Below are 17,747 nucleotides of genomic sequence, written 5' to 3' on the forward strand. Positions count from 1 at the left end.
CAATCTAAAGTCAATCCCGTCCCGAAGTTTCTGGATCGGACTAAAATCTACGATAAAAATGCGTTGGACAATAAAACCAAAACCTTCCGAAGATAAAATCAAACATTTGGCGCAAGCCTTAAATGTAGAAGATTTTGTAGCAACGCTTTTGATTCAGCGTGGCATTGAAACTTTTGAAGATGCCAAAAATTTCTTTCGCCCTTCGTTAGAGCATCTTCATGATCCGTACTTGATGAAAGATATGGATAAAGCCGTTTCCCGAATCGAATTGGCAATTGAAAATCAGGAAAACATTCTTGTTTTTGGCGATTATGATGTCGACGGAACAACAGCAGTTTCTTTGGTTTCTTCTTATTTAAAATCGCATTATCCAAATATCGCAACTTATATCCCGGATCGTTATGCAGAAGGTTACGGAATTTCTTTTAAAGGAATTGACTTCGCTGATGATAACGGATTTTCGTTAATTATCGCTTTAGATTGTGGAATTAAATCTATTGATCATATCGCTTACGCGAAAGAAAAAAACATCGATTTTATCATTTGCGACCACCACAGACCTGGAGAATTTCTTCCGGACGCTGTTGCAATTCTAGATCCAAAAAGAGAAGATTGTACTTATCCGTACGACGAATTGTGTGGTTGTGGTGTAGGTTTTAAATTGATTCAGGCTTTAGGCCAAAATCGAAATGAGACTATTGAAGATCTTGTTCCATATCTGGATTTGGTCGCTACTGCAATTGCCGCAGATATTGTTCCAATTACGGGAGAAAACAGAGTTTTGGCGTATTTTGGATTACAAGTTATCAACTCAGATCCAAGACCCGGAATAAAAGCTTTGGTTCATCAGGTAAAAAAGAAAACTCTGGACATTACTGATGTTGTTTTTATTGTTTCTCCGAGAATTAATGCTGCCGGAAGAATTAAGCACGGTAATCATGCAGTTGAATTATTAACTGAATTTGATTTTGATCAGGCACAGCAATTTGCCTCAGAAATTGAACAATACAACGCAGATCGAAAAGATCTTGATAAAAAAATCACTAAAGAAGCTTTTCAGCAAATTCATGACAGTAACGAAATCGAAAGATTTTCGACCGTTGTTTTTCAAGAAGACTGGCATAAAGGTGTTATCGGAATTGTCGCTTCAAGATTAATCGAAACGTATTATCGACCAACTTTGGTTTTTACCAAAAGTGGCGACAAATATGCAGCATCTGCAAGATCTGTAAAAGGTTTTGATGTTTATAATGCTCTAGATGCTTGCTCAGAACATTTGGAACAATTTGGAGGACATATGTATGCAGCCGGAATGACTTTGAAAGCCGAAAATTATAAAACTTTTAAAGATGCTTTCGAAAAACAAGTCGAGGAAACGATTTTACCCGAAATGCGAACTCCGGAAATAGAAGTCGATGCTGAAATTGACTTTTCAGACATAACTCCAAAACTAGTCCGAATTTTAAAACAATTCGAACCTTTTGGACCTTTAAACATGACGCCTGTTTTTATGACTAAAAATGTAAAAGACACAGGTTACGCCAAAACTTTAGGCTCAGAAGATGAACATTTGAGACTTTTTGTAAAACAATCAGGAACGGAAGGGATTGCCGCAATTGGTTTTGGTCTTGGAAAAAAAATTGATATCGTAAAAAATCAGAATCCTTTTCAACTAGCTTATTCATTGGCTGAAAATGAGTGGAACGGAACTGTTTCTACTCAACTTATTCTTAAAGATATTAGAACAAATGAAAACTAAAACAACCAAACAAGATCCTTATCAAGCGCTGCGTTACAGAGAATTTAATGTGTTTTTAATATTGCGCTTTGCGATGGTTTTTGCCTGGTCGATGCAATTTATTGTTATTGAATGGGAAGTTTATAGTATAACTAAAAATCCGCTTTCGTTAGGACTAATTGGTTTAATGGAAGTAATACCTGCAGTTGGAATGGCATTATTTGCCGGACACATGGTGGATCAAAGAGAGAAAAAAGGATTATTGGTAAAATGTATTCTTGGATTTTCAGTAATTAGTTTTGGATTGTTTTTGCTTACCTGGCCAAAAGTAGTTGGCGGCTGGTCTACAAATGCAATTTTATACTCTATATACTTTTTAGTTTTTCTTGGCGGATTGGTTCGTGCCTTTCTTGGCCCAACAATATTTTCACTTTTATCTTTAATTGTACCTAAAAAAGCATATCCAAATGCAGCAACCTGGAGCAGTTCGGTTTGGCAAATTGGCTCGGTTTTAGGTCCTGCGATTGCAGGGTTTTCAATTAATTACATTGGCGTTCACTGGTCAATGTGTTCCGTTTTTGCCTGCTCTCTTTTTGCACTAATCGCGTTATCACAAATCAGCAAAAAACCAATATTGAATCCAAAAATTGGCGAGCCGGTAATGGAAAGCCTTAAAGAAGGATTGAAATTTGTTTTTAATAACAGAACTATTTTAGGTGTTCTTTCGCTTGATATGGTTGCAGTACTTTTTGGAGGAGCAGTTGCTTTGCTGCCTGTTTTTGCTCAGGATATTCTAAAAGTTGGTCCTGAAGGTTTTGGAGTTTTAAGAGCTGCTCCGGCAGTTGGAGCTTTCATTACAATGTTAGTATCTGCTTACGTTCCGCTATACAAAAAAGCCGGATTGAAACTTTTGGGAGCAATTTTCGTTTTCGGATTATCAATTATTCTTTTTGGAGTTTCGACTATTTTCTGGGTTTCTGTGGTAGCATTATTTTTAAGCGGCCTTGCTGATGGAATTTCGGTTGTAATTCGTCAAACGATTTTACAACTTAAAACTCCTGATCATATGCGTGGGCGTGTTGCTGCTGTAAACTCAATGTTTGTTGGTTCATCAAACGAATTAGGTGCTTTTGAAAGCGGCTTAACTGCTAAATTGATGGGAACTGTAGTTTCGGTAGTTTTTGGCGGAAGTATGACACTTTTAACCGTTATAGGATTCGGTTTAAAATCACCAACATTTAGAAATTTAGATCTTCGCAAAGACATGGAAGATCATCATAATATGGAGTAATGAAACAATTTTTACTGATTATCTTCTTTGTAACATCCATTCTAGCAAACGGACAAAATCGCTACATCAAAACGTACGGGAACGAAAAGGACAAAACCATCATTTTTATTCATGGCGGCCCAAGTGGTAATGCAACTTTATTTGAAGGTACCACAGCGCAAAAACTGGCTGACTTAGGCTTTTATGTAATTGCTTACGATCGAAGAGGTGAAGGAAGATCTGCAGATCCTAATGCAACATTTACTTATGCTGAAGCTTTTCAGGATCTAAATGACATTTACAAAAAATACCATCTCAAAAAAGCGATACTTCTGTCACACAGTTTTGGTGGTTTGGTAGCAACACTTTATACCGAGAAATATCCTCAAAAAGTCAATGCTCTAGTATTGGCCGGTGCTTTATTTTCGCAACAGGAAACCTACGACTATATTTTAAACTCGGTTACAAAAACAGCTTCGAATAAAGGCGATTCCGTTCAATTAAATAAAATAGCTACAATTGAAAAACTGAATAAAAATTCGGCAGAATATAGAAAAGCATGTTTTGATTTAGCTGGCGAAAATGGATATTTTAAAATGCCCAATCCAACTGAAGCATCAAAAAAATTATATGCTGATTACGAAGCAAGTGACTTTTTCAAAACCAATATCCGAAACAAAAATGCTCCGTTACTTTTCTATCAAAACGAAAAACAAAATAACATAGATACGAGATCATCTTTAAAAAAGATAAAAACCGAAGGCATTTCTATCTATGCAATTTATGGTAAAGAAGATGGTATTTTTTCATCGGCACAAATTACTTCGATCAAAGATTTGGTTGGTAAAAATCACTTTGCACTTCTGAATAACTGTTCTCACTATCTTTTTGTAGATCAGCAAAACGAGTTCCTATCCCAAATTGCAAAATGGCTTAAATAAATATTTTTAAAGTTGTACAAAAAGTTTAAGACTAACTTTATTAAATAAACTTAGCTCACTTAAACGGTAAATAATTTTTCTAAACTTTATGAATTTTTTATTTAGAATTAATATAAATAATATTTATATTTGTTGAAATAAAAGGATTTGTAATGAGAGAAATAGAACAATTATACCATAACAATTTTGGAATCGCTTTTTACTGGAAAAAAGAAAACGAAACAATAACTGATAAAGTACAGTTGGTTTTTAAAGAAACCGGATTTTATTTTACAGTTCAGGAATTAAATCTCTTTTGCGATTTGATCGAAGACAGTATGATTGAAAATGCTTGTTGTGAAGCTTGTGAACTAAAAAACTCATGCCACAAGTTTTTACTAAAAACGCCCTGTGCAGCAATAGATTTAGCCGTTTCTGTAAAAGAATTAAAATCAATAAAAGACTTGGTTGAAGGATCATTATTCCGAATCGAATTAGACGAATATGTGTATGGAGTTGGCCTAAACTAATCAATATTACCATTTATTTAACAACAATTTTTTCATTATCTAAATATATTTTGATTTTCTTTAAAAAAAAGTATATTTACAACAATGAAAAAAAGCCGAATTCTTTTTACTATTGTTGTTTTAGTAGCTTTTTTAACAAGCTGCAAGAACGAATCTGATGAATATTTTGACCCACGAGGAACCGATTATGCTGGTTCTGAGAGCTGTATTCAATGTCATCAAACACAATATGACATGGCTTTAAAAAGTTCGCACTTTAAAGCAACTGCCCCCGCTATTTCAGGAAATGTTTTAGGAGATTTCGACAAAGGAAATCATATTTTCATCTATGACAAAAACACCAAATTAGTCATGGAAAAACGCAACGACAGTTTGTATCAGGTTTTATATAAAAACGGAAAAGAGGTTGAAGCGCACCGATTTGAAATCGTTTTTGGAACCAAACATGCACAAACTTCTGTTTACTGGCGTGATCATAATACTTATGAGTTACCAGTTTCTTACTACAATTCTATACATAATTGGGCAACAAGTCCGGGATTTCCAGCCGACAAACCTTATTTTGACAGAATCGTGGTTAAAGACTGTTATTCGTGTCACAGCTCTAATATTAGCAGTCGAAATATAAACCAAACCTCACAGGATAAAAACTTTCTTTCGATGGAAGTTGAAGATGTTATCGATAAAAAAACAATCGTTTACGGTATTGATTGCGAACGTTGCCATGGGCCTGCCAAGAAACATGCCGAATTTCATTTAAAAAATCCTGACGTTAAAATAGCTAATAGCATAACAAGCTTTAAAACCTTAAACAGACAACAGAAATTAGATGCTTGCGCTTTATGTCATGCTGGAAATGATGGAATGAAAATGAAATCTCGCTTTGATTTTAAACCCGGAGATAATTTATCTGATTTTTACAGAAACACAAGAAGTATAACAGATACAGCACAATTTGACGTTCACGGAAATCAATTCCGCTTAATGTCGCAAAGTAAATGTTTCATTAAGAGTGAGAAAATGGATTGCATTACGTGTCATAATCCTCATGAAAATGCGTCTAAAAATCTAGCTTCCTATTCTAAAATCTGTATGAGTTGTCATCAAGGATTAAAACACAACGAAACTACACTAAAAACAATGTCCGGAAGTTCATTAACAAGTAATTGTGTAGAATGTCATATGCCTAAAAAATCGTCCGGTGCGATTAAATTCCAACTTTCTGACAGTAAACAATTATCTGATTACATTTTGCGCACGCACAAAATTGGAATCTACACGAACAATAAAAAGTAGTTATTATTCGAATTTTTTAAGTTCAAAGGTTTCTCCGTCAAAAACTCCATACGTAAAGTAACCAATCCAGTCTCCAAGATTGACGTATTTAGCATCTTCACCTACAGGAATAATCATTGGTAAATGGCGATGTCCGAAAATAAAATAATTATAATGTTTGGTTTCGAGTTTACGTTTGGCGTATAAAACTAACCATTCGTTTTCCTCACCTAAAAATTTGACATCTTCATCTCCAGAAATCAATTTGTTTTTAACTGATAAATATTGTGCTAAACTTACACCAATATCTGGGTGCAACCATCTGAAAAGCCATTTTGAAAACGGATTTGTAAAAACCTTTTTCATTCGTTTATATCCTTTATCACCAGGACCTTTTCCGTCGCCGTGACCAATTAAGAATGTTTTTCCGTTAAAAGTAAATTCTTTATTATCATGATAAACCGGAATATTTAATTCGGTCTCAAAATAATCATTCATCCATAAATCGTGATTCCCTACAAAAAAGTAAATCGGAATTCCACTATCACGAATTTCAGCTAATTTACCAAGAATTCGAACAAATCCTTTTGGTACAACAGTCTTGTATTCGAACCAAAAATCGAATAAATCTCCCAATAAAAAAATAGCTTCCGCATCTTCTTTTACCTCATCTAACCACGCAACAAATTTCTTTTCACGCGGTAAACTCAACTCAGGCGTTGGAGCACCAAAATGCTGATCAGAAGCGAAATATACTTTTTTCATGTATTGTGAGATGTGATTTGTGAGATGTGAAACGTTTTACATTTCAAAATTTACTTTTTACTATTTACAGATTATCGCTCGCATACCATTCGGCAAACGAAGATTCTGTTTCTTGAAGTTTAAGTGAAAAAAGAGAAATATCAGCTGGCAGGCGCGCAATGATTCTATCTGCAAAATCAACTACCATATTTTCACTGGTTGGCTGATAATCAACTAAAATAACGTGGTGACCACGATTTTTCAGTTCATTTGCCAATTCGATATGTGGAGTTGTTTCGTTAAAAACTGTTGCGTGATCAAATTGATCGACGATTTCTTCTTTTACAATTTTCTTTAGATCCGAAAAATCGATTACCATTCCGAATTTCACATTCGATCGATCCGTAATTGGCGAACCAATAACTGTTACCGATAATTTATAACTGTGTCCGTGAACGTTTTTACATTTTCCGTCATAACCGTACAAAGCGTGTCCGGTTTCGAAACTAAATTGTTTTGTAATTCTGATATTACTCATCGATTTGAATTTTAGGTTGCAAATTTACGAATTAATAACCGTTTTCATCTCTTTTTTTGGCTCTGTTATACATCCAATATGCAATTCCGACAAGAATAACGAACGGAATAAACGATCCTATGATAACTCCAATCTGATAACTGCCATCAGGAGCTGTTTTAATTTTCTCTGCAACATCTACTTGCTGCAATAATGAAATGATATACATTTTACTAAAATTTAAATTATTAGATGTAGAAACACAAAATTCTACATCTTCTATACATTAAACGTTTAAATCATTTAAATCTTTCGAATCGGTGGCAAAAAATTAAACACATAGAAACATAGATTTTATACACCTGAAGAAGAATCAAAAAAAGCTAGCTTTTACGCAAAGTCTATTGTGATTTAATACAAAAGTGAAACGCCTTTTTTAAAACACACCAAATTATGTTTCTATGTGTTTAAATCATTAGCACTTATTACTTTTTAAATTGTGTCAAAGCATTTTTACTAAAATCAGACAAAACTAATTTTCCTGTAATTGCTGCACGTTCGATAAGCAAGGATTCCCAATGTTCTGTTCCTTCCCAAATAATCTTTTTCATTTCTGATAAAGCTTCAGGATTGTATGAACTTAATTTTTGCGCAAAATTTGTTACCGCATTATCCAGATTTTCTGCCGAATGAATCTCAGAAAAAAGTTTATTATTTAAAGCCCATTCTGCCGATTTCCATTCGTGAGCGGCCAAAGTCATTTCGGACATTGCTGCTTTTCCAATTTTACGCGAAACAGCCGGTTCAATCACAAAAGGTCCAATTCCGATTGCTAATTCTGATAATTTCACGGCACTTTCCGGTGTTGCCAAAGCATAATCACAGACCGAAATTATACCAACACCACCGCCAACTGCTTTTCCCTGAATACGACCTATTATAAGTTTAGAACAATTTCGCATTGCATTTAGCAAATGAGCAAAACCTGAGAAAAACTCTGCGCCTTGTTCTTCATTTTCTACCGCCAGAAGCTCATCAAACGAAGCTCCAGAACAAAAAACTTTTGGGCCCTCGCTTTGTAAAACTATAACAGATACCGTTTTATTAAAACTCAAAGAATTGATTTCAGCAGTTAATCGATCCAATAATTCGCGCGGAAAAGAGTTACTCGCCGGATGACCAAATTGCACCGTTGCAACTGTATTATTAAAAATAGTTTGTAATGAACCGTTTTGAATCGTTGTACTCATAAAAATAGATTTGAACGTAAAGTTACGGTTTTGCAACTATTTTCAGTTGATGGCATTTGAAATTTGTTTTTTGTCAATTAATTGACTTTATTTGCTAACGCTTTGGGGGATTAGCTCATTTGGCTAGAGTACTTGCCTGGCAGGCAAGGGGTGACCGGTTCGAATCCGGTATTCTCCACAAAACAAAAAAAGCCTATAAATATGATGTTTATAGGCTTTTTTGTCTCTTCTAAAATCTGCTTTAACAGATTTATTCGATTAATTTTATCGGATATTTTTTAATTCTAAACCTTCCTAAACAATTTTCATAATCAAAAAATATTTTACTATTTTTGATTCGATTACCGTCCCAAAATTTAGGGAGAACCAATTGCAAACCATAACAATACCAAAAGAATATACTGAATGGATAAGATTAATTTATTAATTATTGTGATCGTTATTACTTTATTCATCTCATTATTTCTCGCCTTTTTTCTCTTTACCGTCAAGACAAAACATAAGATAAGTAATTCTCTTTTTGCCATTTTTCTGCTTCTGACTGCATTAGACAGCATTGATCCTTTATTGAGCCTGGTGGTTAAAAACCCTTCAAATCTTGGAATGCTTAGAACCACGTTTGCTTTCTTGCAAATTCCAGTTTTTTACCTTTACGTACTATCTGTTTGTTATTCTGATTTTAAACTTAAACCAAAATACCTCATACACATACTTCCATTTTTGATTGTAAATCTAATTTTATTACCTCGCTTTTACGCAGTAGATCTTGCCTCTAAAATTAGTTTTCTTCAAAATCGTCAAAATATGATAGAGCTTCAGCTTATACATATTCTATTTCATGTTCAAATAGTTGTATATATTACTGCCGTTTTTGTGTTATTAAAAAGAACCAAAAAACTATATCTCGAAAATCACTCTGGCACAAGTATAAATTCTTATAATTGGTTGTTTCAATTTACCACTGTACTGACTATTTTATATTTGATTGCTCTTGTAAAGAATATTTTTAAATTTTCAGATTACCCATACATATCTGAATGGGTAAAAATTGGAATTGTACCATTTCAGCTCATTATTATATGCTGGTATTTATACAAAGCACTAAATCATCCGGATTTATTCAGAAACATAGATTCTAAATTAAAACTCGTACAGGATATTATTTCTGAAGAAAAAAATAGTGAGCAAAAAAACACAAACGAAAAACAATACAATCAGGAGTTAATTAAGTTACAGCAATATATGGTTGAGGAAAAACCTTTCCTTAATCCTTCCTTGACGATTCAAGATGTTTCGGCCGCGATCCAAATTCCTGTTCGTGACTTATCGCTTTTAATTAATCATAAGTTAGAACAGCATTTTTATGACTTCGTGAATACGTATCGTATCGAAAATGCAATGAATATTTTAAAAGATGTTACAAAAAGCAAAGTAACTATTTTAGAAATTTTGTACGATGTAGGTTTTAATTCGAAATCTTCTTTTAATACTGCCTTTAAAAAACACACCGGAAACACACCAACAACTTACCGCAAAAGCCTTTAAAACAAGACTTTGTAATTACTCGTACTTCTAGATTTACGCATTCGTACTAGTTTTTAAAAACAAATGCGTTCGAATATTTTTATTCGGTCGCGTAGGTTTAATTTCTCTCACATCTTTGTATCGAAATAAATTTCTAACCTTAAAATTTACGATACCATGAAAAACGCTATTTATTTATTACTTCTAATAGTAACAGTCGCAAGTGCTCAAACAAACAAAAAAGCAGTATTAAAAGAAAGAGATTATAGCTTTCTTACAGACAGCTTAAATATTGACAAACAATTAGAGAAATATAAACTTGCAGGATTTAGTCTTGTTGTTTTTCAAAACTACGAGATTGTGTACACGAACCAATTTGGTGTAAAATCAATAGATTCAAAAGAGAAAATAGATCAAAACACCGCTTTTTCTACAGCTTCAATTTCAAAACCAATTACAGCGTTACTTTGTTTTATACTTGAAGAAAAAGGATTGATTAATTTAGACGCCCCAATAGATGGTTATCTAAAACGCTGGCATTTACCAAAAAGTAAGTTTACCGAAAATAACAGCCCAACATGGAGACAATTTCTTAATCATACGGCTGGTACAACCCAAAGCGGATTTGCCGATTATTATGAAGGTGATACAATACCAACAATAAAAGAAAGTCTTTTAGGTAAGATTCCGCGATATGATAAAGAAATTGATTTCTTGTTCACACCAGGAACTGGTTGGGCTTACAGTGGCGGTGGTTATGTAATTGTTCAAATGGCATTAGAAGATACTTTTAAAAAACCTATTGGAGAACTTGCCGCAGCGTATATTTTCTCGCCTCTTGGACTAAAAAACACTACAATGATACAACCTGATGAAAAAGGATTCCCAAAAAATGTAGCACTGGTTCACGACGAAAACGAAAAGGTTATTAGAACTGGTTTGCCAATTACACCGCAAGTTGGAGCATCTGGAATGTGGTCTACTCCTACTGATTTAGCCAAAATTGCTATTGAAATGCAAAATGCTTTACGCAATAAAAACAACAAAGTGATTTCTCATAACGTTGCCAAAAAAGTAACAGAAGTTACTGCTCTAAAAGATGCTGTTGGCGGATGGAGCTACGGATGGCAAAAGTCCTTTGGCTATAATAACTACGATTGGTTTATATGCAATGGTTCGAATACAGGAGTTGGCGGAAGTATTTTTGCAACGATGACAGATGGAAATGGCTTTACGTTTTTAACTAATGGCGAAAAACCGAATCGTTTTCCTGTAATGGGAAATACTCAAAAAACGCTATTAAAATTGATGAATTGGGATAACAAGACATCAACTGACGAAACTCAGGAAATGCCTTCAAGCCTAAAAGAAAAACTAGTAGGTACTTATGATGATTTTCTATATGCACAAGGTGTAGAAACCAAAATTGTAGAAAAAAACAATCGCCTTTATGTTCAATCTATGCTATTGGATCATTTTAAAGGGAAAAATGATAATGAGTTGGTATATCTAAAAAGCGGATATTTTAAAATCGTAGATTACCCAAACTTATTAAAATTCGATTTTGTCAATGGGAAAGCAGATTCTGTAACCTTAATGAGAGATAATCTTACTACTAAAGTTGACTTAACGAAAAAAGTAAAATAAACCCAGATTAAAAACAAAAAGCTGTAGTACTCCAATTGTATTACGGCTTTTTGTTTTAAACAAAAACTATAATCGTTCATTTGCGTTATCCTCAAAATCAACTCTTTCTTTCTCCGTTTTTTTGAAGTCATTATTTAGATGATTCGTTAACTTCTTTTTCTCTTTCTGATTTTTTTTAATTGTTAAAACAACCAAAATGATAATCAATAATACTACAACTCCTATTACAACCCAATTAATTCCCATAGCTTTAATTTTTTAAATAAAAATAGAACTTAAAACTATTCAATACATTATCAAAAGGTTAAGTGTTTACATTAAACTTATTATAATACATTCATGACTTTTACATGGCAATTATACTATTCAAAAAGTATTCTTTTGTTATAAATTAAATAAAAAAATCACTTAATTTTATTCACATATAATTAAAACTAACTATATGAAATTTTTCAAAAAGAAAGAAAAAAATTTTGAGGACTTCCCACCAATTGGAGGACTTATGGTTTCTAAAATGGTTGTTGATAAAAATATTAAACCTGGATTTTTATATCGTGAAAAAAGAACAAGACCCGAAGATAGTGGCTGGAGAATTTTTACAGGATTTGAATCAGAAGAATACACTGATAACTCCGCGAATGCAGGAATATATGATCCTTCAACTATTCTAAAAATTGATCCTTCAATTAAAGATATTTTGTTAAAAGGAGTTGGTTCTGTTTACGAACGAACAAAAGATAATTCTGAATGGTATAAAGTCACTGATTTTGATCTGGAAGATGACTATATGACTACTCAAAGACTAACTGAAAAATGGACGATTGAAATCAACAATCTCTTTGAACGAACAATTGAAGAAGATGGAACTTTATATTATACTACAGGAGACAAATCTATTCGATTAATTGTATGGAATTCAGAAAAAAACAAAGAAGAATTATATGAAGAGCATAAACAAGATCTTGATAATCGAGATCAGACAAAATCTAAAACATTAAACAAATTTGAATTTTCTGATAATGAAGCTTCAAGAATAGGTTATTTAATAGAAGAAAATGACGAGCAAAAAGTATATAATGTACTTTTTGGATTTTCTATAATTGATAAAGAAGTTATTCAAGCTGCATTCTACTTTGATGAAAAAGCAGATTTCGACTGGGCAATAAATACTTGGAAAAGCATAAGACTGAAAGCATAAAAACTACGTATCCCATTACTGTCAAAAAAGCTTTCTTACCTTAACAAAAACCCAAATCGGATACTTCCATAAAAATAACCTGAATTGGTATTTGTAAGCGGATCGTTTAATTCTCTTCCTCTATAAATAAAAGAATACGACATATTGAAGTTGTTGTGGCGGTATTTTAAACCAAATTCGGCGTTGAAACGAAGCGGTTCTAAATCGAAAGTTACCGGACTTGTATTGCTAAACATGCTGCCCTCGATCGTTGCATCATAAAATTGATAATTGACGCTTGGCATTGCATAAAAATAAAATTCACGAATATTATATTGCGGTGTTGCACTTATAGAAGCGTCGTGCAAATTAGAATCATAAATAGGAAGTAATTTCTTGAAACCAATTCTAGTTAAGAATCCTGTAGAAACTCCCGTAAAAATAGTCCCTAAATTAGCTTCGGACTGAAAATGAAGATCTATAAAATCATTGTGTTTGGTTGGAAACAATTTCTTCGAATACATTACATGAACTTGCACCGCCAGAGCATTATGCAGTTGATTTTCCCAGCCATAGACTTTTTTATAGCCAATAACATGATGAAAACTTTCCTGCGTTTCTCTACCCAAAGCGTTCAGCCCCATGAAACCCAACTGAAAATCGGTTTTTAAAACAGATTCACTATTATAAAAAAAACTTCGTCCGGCTTCGGCAAAAAGATAACCTGTAAACGGACGATCATTTATATCGACAGCCGTTTCATTTATAAATCTAGGATTATAAATGTATTGTCCAATTCGAAATTCGGTAATCTGTTTGCTTATTTTTTCGTTATTATTTTTCGATAAAAAGCGATAAAAAAACTCTAAGCCGTTGGTATAATACATATCATTTTTAGACGATGTGTATAAATCGTTGTCGGTAATCAAACCAATTTCTGTCATTTTTCCCTGTCCAAAAGCCCAAGCCGATGTCAGTAATAAAAACGCATAAAAGGCTTTTTTACTTCGCATTATAATTTATTTTTCCAACCGCGCGCATTTCACGAACAATTCGTTCTTTACGACGATTGATATAACTTGAAGATCCTGTTGCTTTAAATTTTCTTGGATTGGGCAAAATCGCTGCAATTCCTGCCGCTTGCATTGGCGTTAAACTCGAAGCATCGCGACGGTACCAATGTTCGGTCGCAGCATAAGCGCCATAAACTCCATCACCCATTTCGATACTGTTCAAATACACTTCCATAATGCGTTCTTTACCCCAAATTAGCTCAATTAAAACGGTAAAATAAGCTTCTAAACCTTTACGCAAATAACTTTTCCCTTGCCACAAAAATACATTTTTGGCGGTTTGTTGCGAGATTGTACTTCCGCCACGAATTCTACGTCCGCGTTCGTTACTTTTATATGCTTTTTGAAGTGCTTTAAAATCAAAACCATTGTGCTTTAAAAAAGTTCCGTCTTCACTGGCGATTACAGCCTTTTGCAAATTCATAGAAATCTTTTCAATAGGCTCCCAATCGTGATCAAAATAAACTTCTTTTCCTGCTAATTTGTTTTCAATAGCCCTAATAACCATTAAAGGTGTAAAAGGCACCGGAATATATTTGAAGATAACTACCGATGCAATTGAAACTCCAAAAAACCACAAACACAATTTGATGAAAAACCATTTCACTTTTTCGCCAAAAGAGCGATTGCCCTTTTTGGGTGTCGGTTTTGGTTTATTTGCTGTTGTCTTTTTTGGTGCCGGTTTTTTCGCTACTGCCATTATATTAAATCTGCTAATTCTGTTCCTATTAAACTCCCAATTGCCACGCCCATTCCACCTAAACGCACTCCACAAAACACGTTTTCAGACAGTTGCGCAACAACAGGATTTTTACTATTTCCAATTCCCATAATGCCGCTCCAACGATGTGCAATCTGGAAATCCTGATTCGGTAAAATTACATTTTTAAGTAAATCTTCCAATTTATTTTGTACAATTTTCGTTTGACCAAATTCAGTTGTCGTTTCGGTTTCAAAATCAAGATTTCGTCCGCCGCCCAACAAGATTCTATCGCCTATATTTCTAAAATAATAATAACCGCGATCTAAATGAAAAGTACCTTTTATGGCCAAATTTTCGATTGGCTCTGTAATTAACACTTGCGCTCTTGCTGGCTGCACTGCTCCTTTTGTTATTGCATTTGCAAAACCATTAGTTGCAAAAAGCATTTTTCTTGATTTAAAACTAAAATCATTCAGTACAATTTCGACTTGATTTCTTAAATCAGAATAAGCGGTAACGGTTTGTTGATTTAAGATTAAAATGTTTTCAGAAACCGCTTGTCTCAGTAATTCCTGCATCATATTTCCTGTATCAATTTGAGCCTCAAACGGATTAAAAACCAAATATTCCTGAATGTTTTCAAATCCAAATCGGTCTAAATCTTTAGAAAAAACATCGGCCTTAAAAAGTGGTTTCAAAATTTCATTGACAAAAGGCAATTTCGAAATACAATCATTAAATCCGTTTTCATCTTCTTTCAAAAACAATTCATAACCGCCGTAAGGTTTAAAATCGATTGCCGCATCTCCCAATCTTTTACGGAGTAATTGCAAACCTTTCCAACGTTTTTCGATCAGTTTTATTACATCTTCTTCTGAATGTGTTTTGAGATCTTCCATAATTTCAGAAAGACTTCCGAAGCAGGCAAAACCAGCATTTTTGGTACTGGCACCTTGTGGTAACATTCCTTTTTCTAAAACAAGAATCTTTGCCGTTGGAAATCTATCGCGTAAGCGCAATGCGGCGTGCAAACCAACAATACCACTACCTACGATGGTATAATCAACATTTGTAAACCAATTTTTAAGCTCCCAATAACTTAATTCCATTTGTCAATTTTTTATAAAAATAATGATTTTTTCGAACCATATAATTGATATAAGGTCATTTAATCCGTTTTGTCAAGCTGAGCGATCCTGATGTTTCGGAAGAAGCTATTTTACTGTGCGCTCTTAGACTCCGCTCAGAGTGACAATTGAACATAAATGTCCCAAACTTTAACAAAAATTGGAATTTAAATGTTGTATTTTTAACCCCACGAATATTAGAATTTTATTATGAAAAAAGTATTATTTACAACCTTAATAATGATGAGTTTAAACGCTATCGGACAGAATGTAATGTCTCCGGAATTGTTATGGAAATTAGGAAGAGTGAGTGCGCTTGGTCTTTCAAAAGATGCAAAAAACGTTGTTTTTAAGGTTTCAACTCCTTCAGTTGAAGAAAACAAATCGTCTTCTAAATTTTTTATTGTACCGGTAAATGGTGGAAATGCAACAGAAATTAAAGACACTAAGGAAATTTTGGCAGACAAAAATATTTCGCCTGACGGAAAATTTTTAGTTTACAATGAAGAAGTGAAAATTGACAAAGTTTTAGGTAAAGATTTTTATCCGAAACTTGAAAAATCTGACGCTCAAATTTATGATGGTTTAGATTATCGTCATTGGGACACTTGGAATGAAGGTAAATTCAACCATGTTTTTTACAAAGAAAACAAAGATGGAGCAACAGGAATTGACATCTTAAAAGGTGAAAATTTTGACTCTCCTCAAAAACCTTTTGGCGGTGACGAAGATTATATCTGGTCTCCTGACTCAAAAAGCATTTTGTATGTTTGCAAGAAAAAAGCAGGAACTCAATATGCGATTTCTACTAATACAGATATTTATGAGTACAACTTAGAAACTCAAAAAACAACCAACAGAACTGAAGGTAATTTAGGTTACGACACAGCTCCACAATTTTCTCCAACAGGAAATTTAACTTGGCTGCAAATGAAACGTGACGGCTATGAAGCGGATAAAAACGACATTATTGTTGAATTTAAAGGAATCAAAACCAACTTAACTGCAAATTGGGACGGAACTGTAGATAATTTTATCTGGAGTAAAGATGGTAAGAATGTATTTTTTGTAGCTCCTGTTGATGGAACAAAACAACTTTTTACGGTAAACTTTCCAGGTTTAACCAGAATTGCAATTACAGTTCGTCAATTAACGAATGGTGATTTTGATGTTAATGATTTAGTTGGATTTGCTGGTGACGATATTATCGTAACAAGAAACGACATGAATCATGCTCCGGAGATTTTTTCTTTTAATTTGAAGAAAAATACTTGGAAACAATTGTCTAATGTAAATACTGAAACTTACAAAACATTAACGCTTAGCAAAACTGAGAAACGTTACGTTACGACAACTGACGGTAAAAAAATGTTGGTTTGGGTAATTTTACCTCCAAATTTTGATGCTTCAAAAAAATATCCAACTTTATTATTTTGCCAAGGTGGGCCACAATCGGCGTTGACACAATCGTATTCTTTCCGTTGGAATTTTTCTTTAATGGCTGCAAAAGGTTATGTTGTTGTTGCACCAAACCGTCGCGGAATGCCTGGACATGGTGTTGAATGGAACGAACAAATTAGTAAAGACTGGGGCGGACAAGTTATGGACGATTACCTTTCGGCAATTGACAACGTTTCTAAAGAAAATTATGTTGACAAATCTCGTTTAGGTTGTGTTGGCGCGAGCTACGGAGGATATTCTGTGTTTTACTTGGCTGGAATTCACAAAAACCGTTTCAAAACATTTATTGCTCACGATGGTGTTTTCAATACGGTTAGTATGTTAGGAACGACCGAAGAGGTTTTCTTTAACAACTGGGATTTTGGTGGTGCTTACTGGGAAAAAGACAATGCTGTTGCTCAAAAAGCCTACACTACTTTTAACCCTGCAACTTTGGTTCAAAACTGGAACAAACCAATTTTAATTTTCCAAGGTGGAAAAGATTACCGTGTACCAATTGGACAAGGACAAGAAGCTTTTCAGGCTGCTCAATTAAGAGGAATCAAAAGTAGATTTGTTTATTTTCCAGATGAAAATCACTGGGTTTTAAAACCACAAAATGCTCAGGTTTGGCAAGGTGAATTTTTTAAATGGTTGAAAGAAACACTTTAATCAAATAATTCAAATATAAAAATAGCCGCAGATTACATAAATCTGCGGCTATTTTGTTTTTCAGATCTGTGAATTATGTAAAACATTAGCATTTATTTATATTCCTAAAACAGAAATTTTAAATAAATTGCAGTTATTTC

17 protein-coding genes and 1 tRNA gene are annotated in these 17,747 nt (G+C 33.7%); 10 read left to right on the forward strand and 8 right to left on the reverse strand.

Going from position 1 to position 17,747, the window contains the following annotated elements; all coding sequences use genetic code 11:
- Positions 1 to 58: 58 nt before the first annotated feature.
- From recJ to ACHRVZ_RS06515, 5 genes are all read left to right on the forward strand, one after another.
- A complete protein-coding gene (recJ, locus tag ACHRVZ_RS06495; protein WP_395421408.1) occupies positions 59 to 1,759 on the forward strand; it encodes a single-stranded-DNA-specific exonuclease RecJ in 1,701 nt (566 codons plus the stop codon).
- On the forward strand, positions 1,749 to 3,029 hold the full coding sequence (locus ACHRVZ_RS06500; RefSeq protein ID WP_395421410.1) for an MFS transporter: 1,281 nt from the start codon (positions 1,749 to 1,751) through the stop codon (positions 3,027 to 3,029). The genes recJ and ACHRVZ_RS06500 overlap by 11 nt, the downstream gene beginning before the upstream one ends.
- Positions 3,029 to 3,949, forward strand: a complete 921-nt coding sequence (locus ACHRVZ_RS06505) for an alpha/beta fold hydrolase (RefSeq protein ID WP_395421412.1) — start codon at positions 3,029 to 3,031, stop codon at positions 3,947 to 3,949. Before ACHRVZ_RS06500 ends, ACHRVZ_RS06505 begins: the two co-directional genes overlap by 1 nt.
- 152 nt (positions 3,950 to 4,101) lie before the next feature.
- On the forward strand, positions 4,102 to 4,458 hold the full coding sequence (locus ACHRVZ_RS06510) for a hypothetical protein (RefSeq protein ID WP_395421413.1): 357 nt from the start codon (positions 4,102 to 4,104) through the stop codon (positions 4,456 to 4,458).
- Positions 4,459 to 4,542: 84 nt separating this feature from the next.
- A complete protein-coding gene (locus ACHRVZ_RS06515) occupies positions 4,543 to 5,754 on the forward strand; it encodes a cytochrome c3 family protein (protein ID WP_395421414.1) in 1,212 nt (403 codons plus the stop codon).
- Positions 5,755 to 5,757: 3 nt separating this feature from the next.
- Here ACHRVZ_RS06515 and ACHRVZ_RS06520 read toward each other — a convergent pair whose 3' ends face one another.
- The 4 genes from ACHRVZ_RS06520 to ACHRVZ_RS06535 form a co-directional block, all read right to left on the reverse strand.
- Positions 5,758 to 6,498: a UDP-2,3-diacylglucosamine diphosphatase gene (locus tag ACHRVZ_RS06520; protein WP_395421416.1), complete on the reverse strand. Its 741-nt coding sequence runs from the start codon at positions 6,496 to 6,498 to the stop codon at positions 5,758 to 5,760.
- 64 nt (positions 6,499 to 6,562) lie between these two features.
- Complete coding sequence (locus ACHRVZ_RS06525) at positions 6,563 to 7,015, reverse strand: 6-carboxytetrahydropterin synthase (RefSeq protein ID WP_041518509.1); 453 nt, start codon at positions 7,013 to 7,015, stop codon at positions 6,563 to 6,565.
- Between the two features lie 31 nt (positions 7,016 to 7,046).
- A complete protein-coding gene (locus tag ACHRVZ_RS06530) occupies positions 7,047 to 7,223 on the reverse strand; it encodes a hypothetical protein (RefSeq protein ID WP_395421417.1) in 177 nt (58 codons plus the stop codon).
- Positions 7,224 to 7,479: 256 nt separating this feature from the next.
- Positions 7,480 to 8,244: an enoyl-CoA hydratase/isomerase family protein gene (locus ACHRVZ_RS06535; RefSeq protein ID WP_395421418.1), complete on the reverse strand. Its 765-nt coding sequence runs from the start codon at positions 8,242 to 8,244 to the stop codon at positions 7,480 to 7,482.
- Between the two features lie 104 nt (positions 8,245 to 8,348).
- On the opposite strand from ACHRVZ_RS06535, the gene ACHRVZ_RS06540 reads away from it, so the two are divergent.
- The 3 genes from ACHRVZ_RS06540 to ACHRVZ_RS06550 all read left to right on the forward strand — a co-directional run bounded on the left by ACHRVZ_RS06540 (position 8,349) and on the right by ACHRVZ_RS06550 (position 11,415).
- Positions 8,349 to 8,422, forward strand: a tRNA-Ala gene (locus ACHRVZ_RS06540).
- 227 nt (positions 8,423 to 8,649) lie between these two features.
- Positions 8,650 to 9,789, forward strand: a complete 1,140-nt coding sequence (locus ACHRVZ_RS06545) for a helix-turn-helix domain-containing protein (RefSeq protein ID WP_395421419.1) — start codon at positions 8,650 to 8,652, stop codon at positions 9,787 to 9,789.
- A gap of 156 nt (positions 9,790 to 9,945) precedes the next feature.
- Positions 9,946 to 11,415, forward strand: coding sequence for a serine hydrolase domain-containing protein (locus tag ACHRVZ_RS06550; protein WP_395421420.1), 1,470 nt, complete (start codon positions 9,946 to 9,948; stop codon positions 11,413 to 11,415).
- Between the two features lie 66 nt (positions 11,416 to 11,481).
- On the opposite strand, the gene ACHRVZ_RS06555 is transcribed toward ACHRVZ_RS06550, so the two are convergent.
- Complete coding sequence (locus ACHRVZ_RS06555) at positions 11,482 to 11,661, reverse strand: hypothetical protein (RefSeq protein WP_395421421.1); 180 nt, start codon at positions 11,659 to 11,661, stop codon at positions 11,482 to 11,484.
- Positions 11,662 to 11,857: 196 nt separating this feature from the next.
- Between ACHRVZ_RS06555 and ACHRVZ_RS06560 the strand changes: the two genes are divergently transcribed.
- Positions 11,858 to 12,613 carry a DUF2185 domain-containing protein gene (locus ACHRVZ_RS06560; RefSeq protein ID WP_395421423.1) on the forward strand — a complete coding sequence of 252 codons (756 nt, stop codon included), beginning with the start codon at positions 11,858 to 11,860 and terminating at the stop codon, positions 12,611 to 12,613.
- 35 nt (positions 12,614 to 12,648) lie between these two features.
- Here the strand turns inward: ACHRVZ_RS06560 and ACHRVZ_RS06565 are convergent, their stop codons facing one another.
- From ACHRVZ_RS06565 to ACHRVZ_RS06575, 3 genes are read right to left on the reverse strand one after another with little or no spacing between them, the layout of a single operon-like run.
- On the reverse strand, positions 12,649 to 13,605 hold the full coding sequence (locus ACHRVZ_RS06565) for a lipid A deacylase LpxR family protein (RefSeq protein ID WP_395421424.1): 957 nt from the start codon (positions 13,603 to 13,605) through the stop codon (positions 12,649 to 12,651).
- Positions 13,595 to 14,365 carry a monofunctional biosynthetic peptidoglycan transglycosylase gene (mtgA, locus tag ACHRVZ_RS06570; RefSeq protein WP_395421426.1) on the reverse strand — a complete coding sequence of 257 codons (771 nt, stop codon included), beginning with the start codon at positions 14,363 to 14,365 and terminating at the stop codon, positions 13,595 to 13,597. The genes ACHRVZ_RS06565 and mtgA overlap by 11 nt, the downstream gene beginning before the upstream one ends.
- A complete protein-coding gene (locus tag ACHRVZ_RS06575) occupies positions 14,365 to 15,477 on the reverse strand; it encodes an NAD(P)/FAD-dependent oxidoreductase (protein WP_395421427.1) in 1,113 nt (370 codons plus the stop codon). The genes mtgA and ACHRVZ_RS06575 overlap by 1 nt, the downstream gene beginning before the upstream one ends.
- Positions 15,478 to 15,705: 228 nt before the next feature.
- Here ACHRVZ_RS06575 and ACHRVZ_RS06580 point away from each other — a divergent pair, with 228 nt between their 5' ends.
- A complete protein-coding gene (locus ACHRVZ_RS06580) occupies positions 15,706 to 17,607 on the forward strand; it encodes an alpha/beta fold hydrolase (protein WP_395421428.1) in 1,902 nt (633 codons plus the stop codon).
- Positions 17,608 to 17,747: the final 140 nt, after the last annotated feature.

This window comes from Flavobacterium sp. FlaQc-57 (assembly GCF_044007395.1).
Taxonomy (GTDB): domain Bacteria; phylum Bacteroidota; class Bacteroidia; order Flavobacteriales; family Flavobacteriaceae; genus Flavobacterium.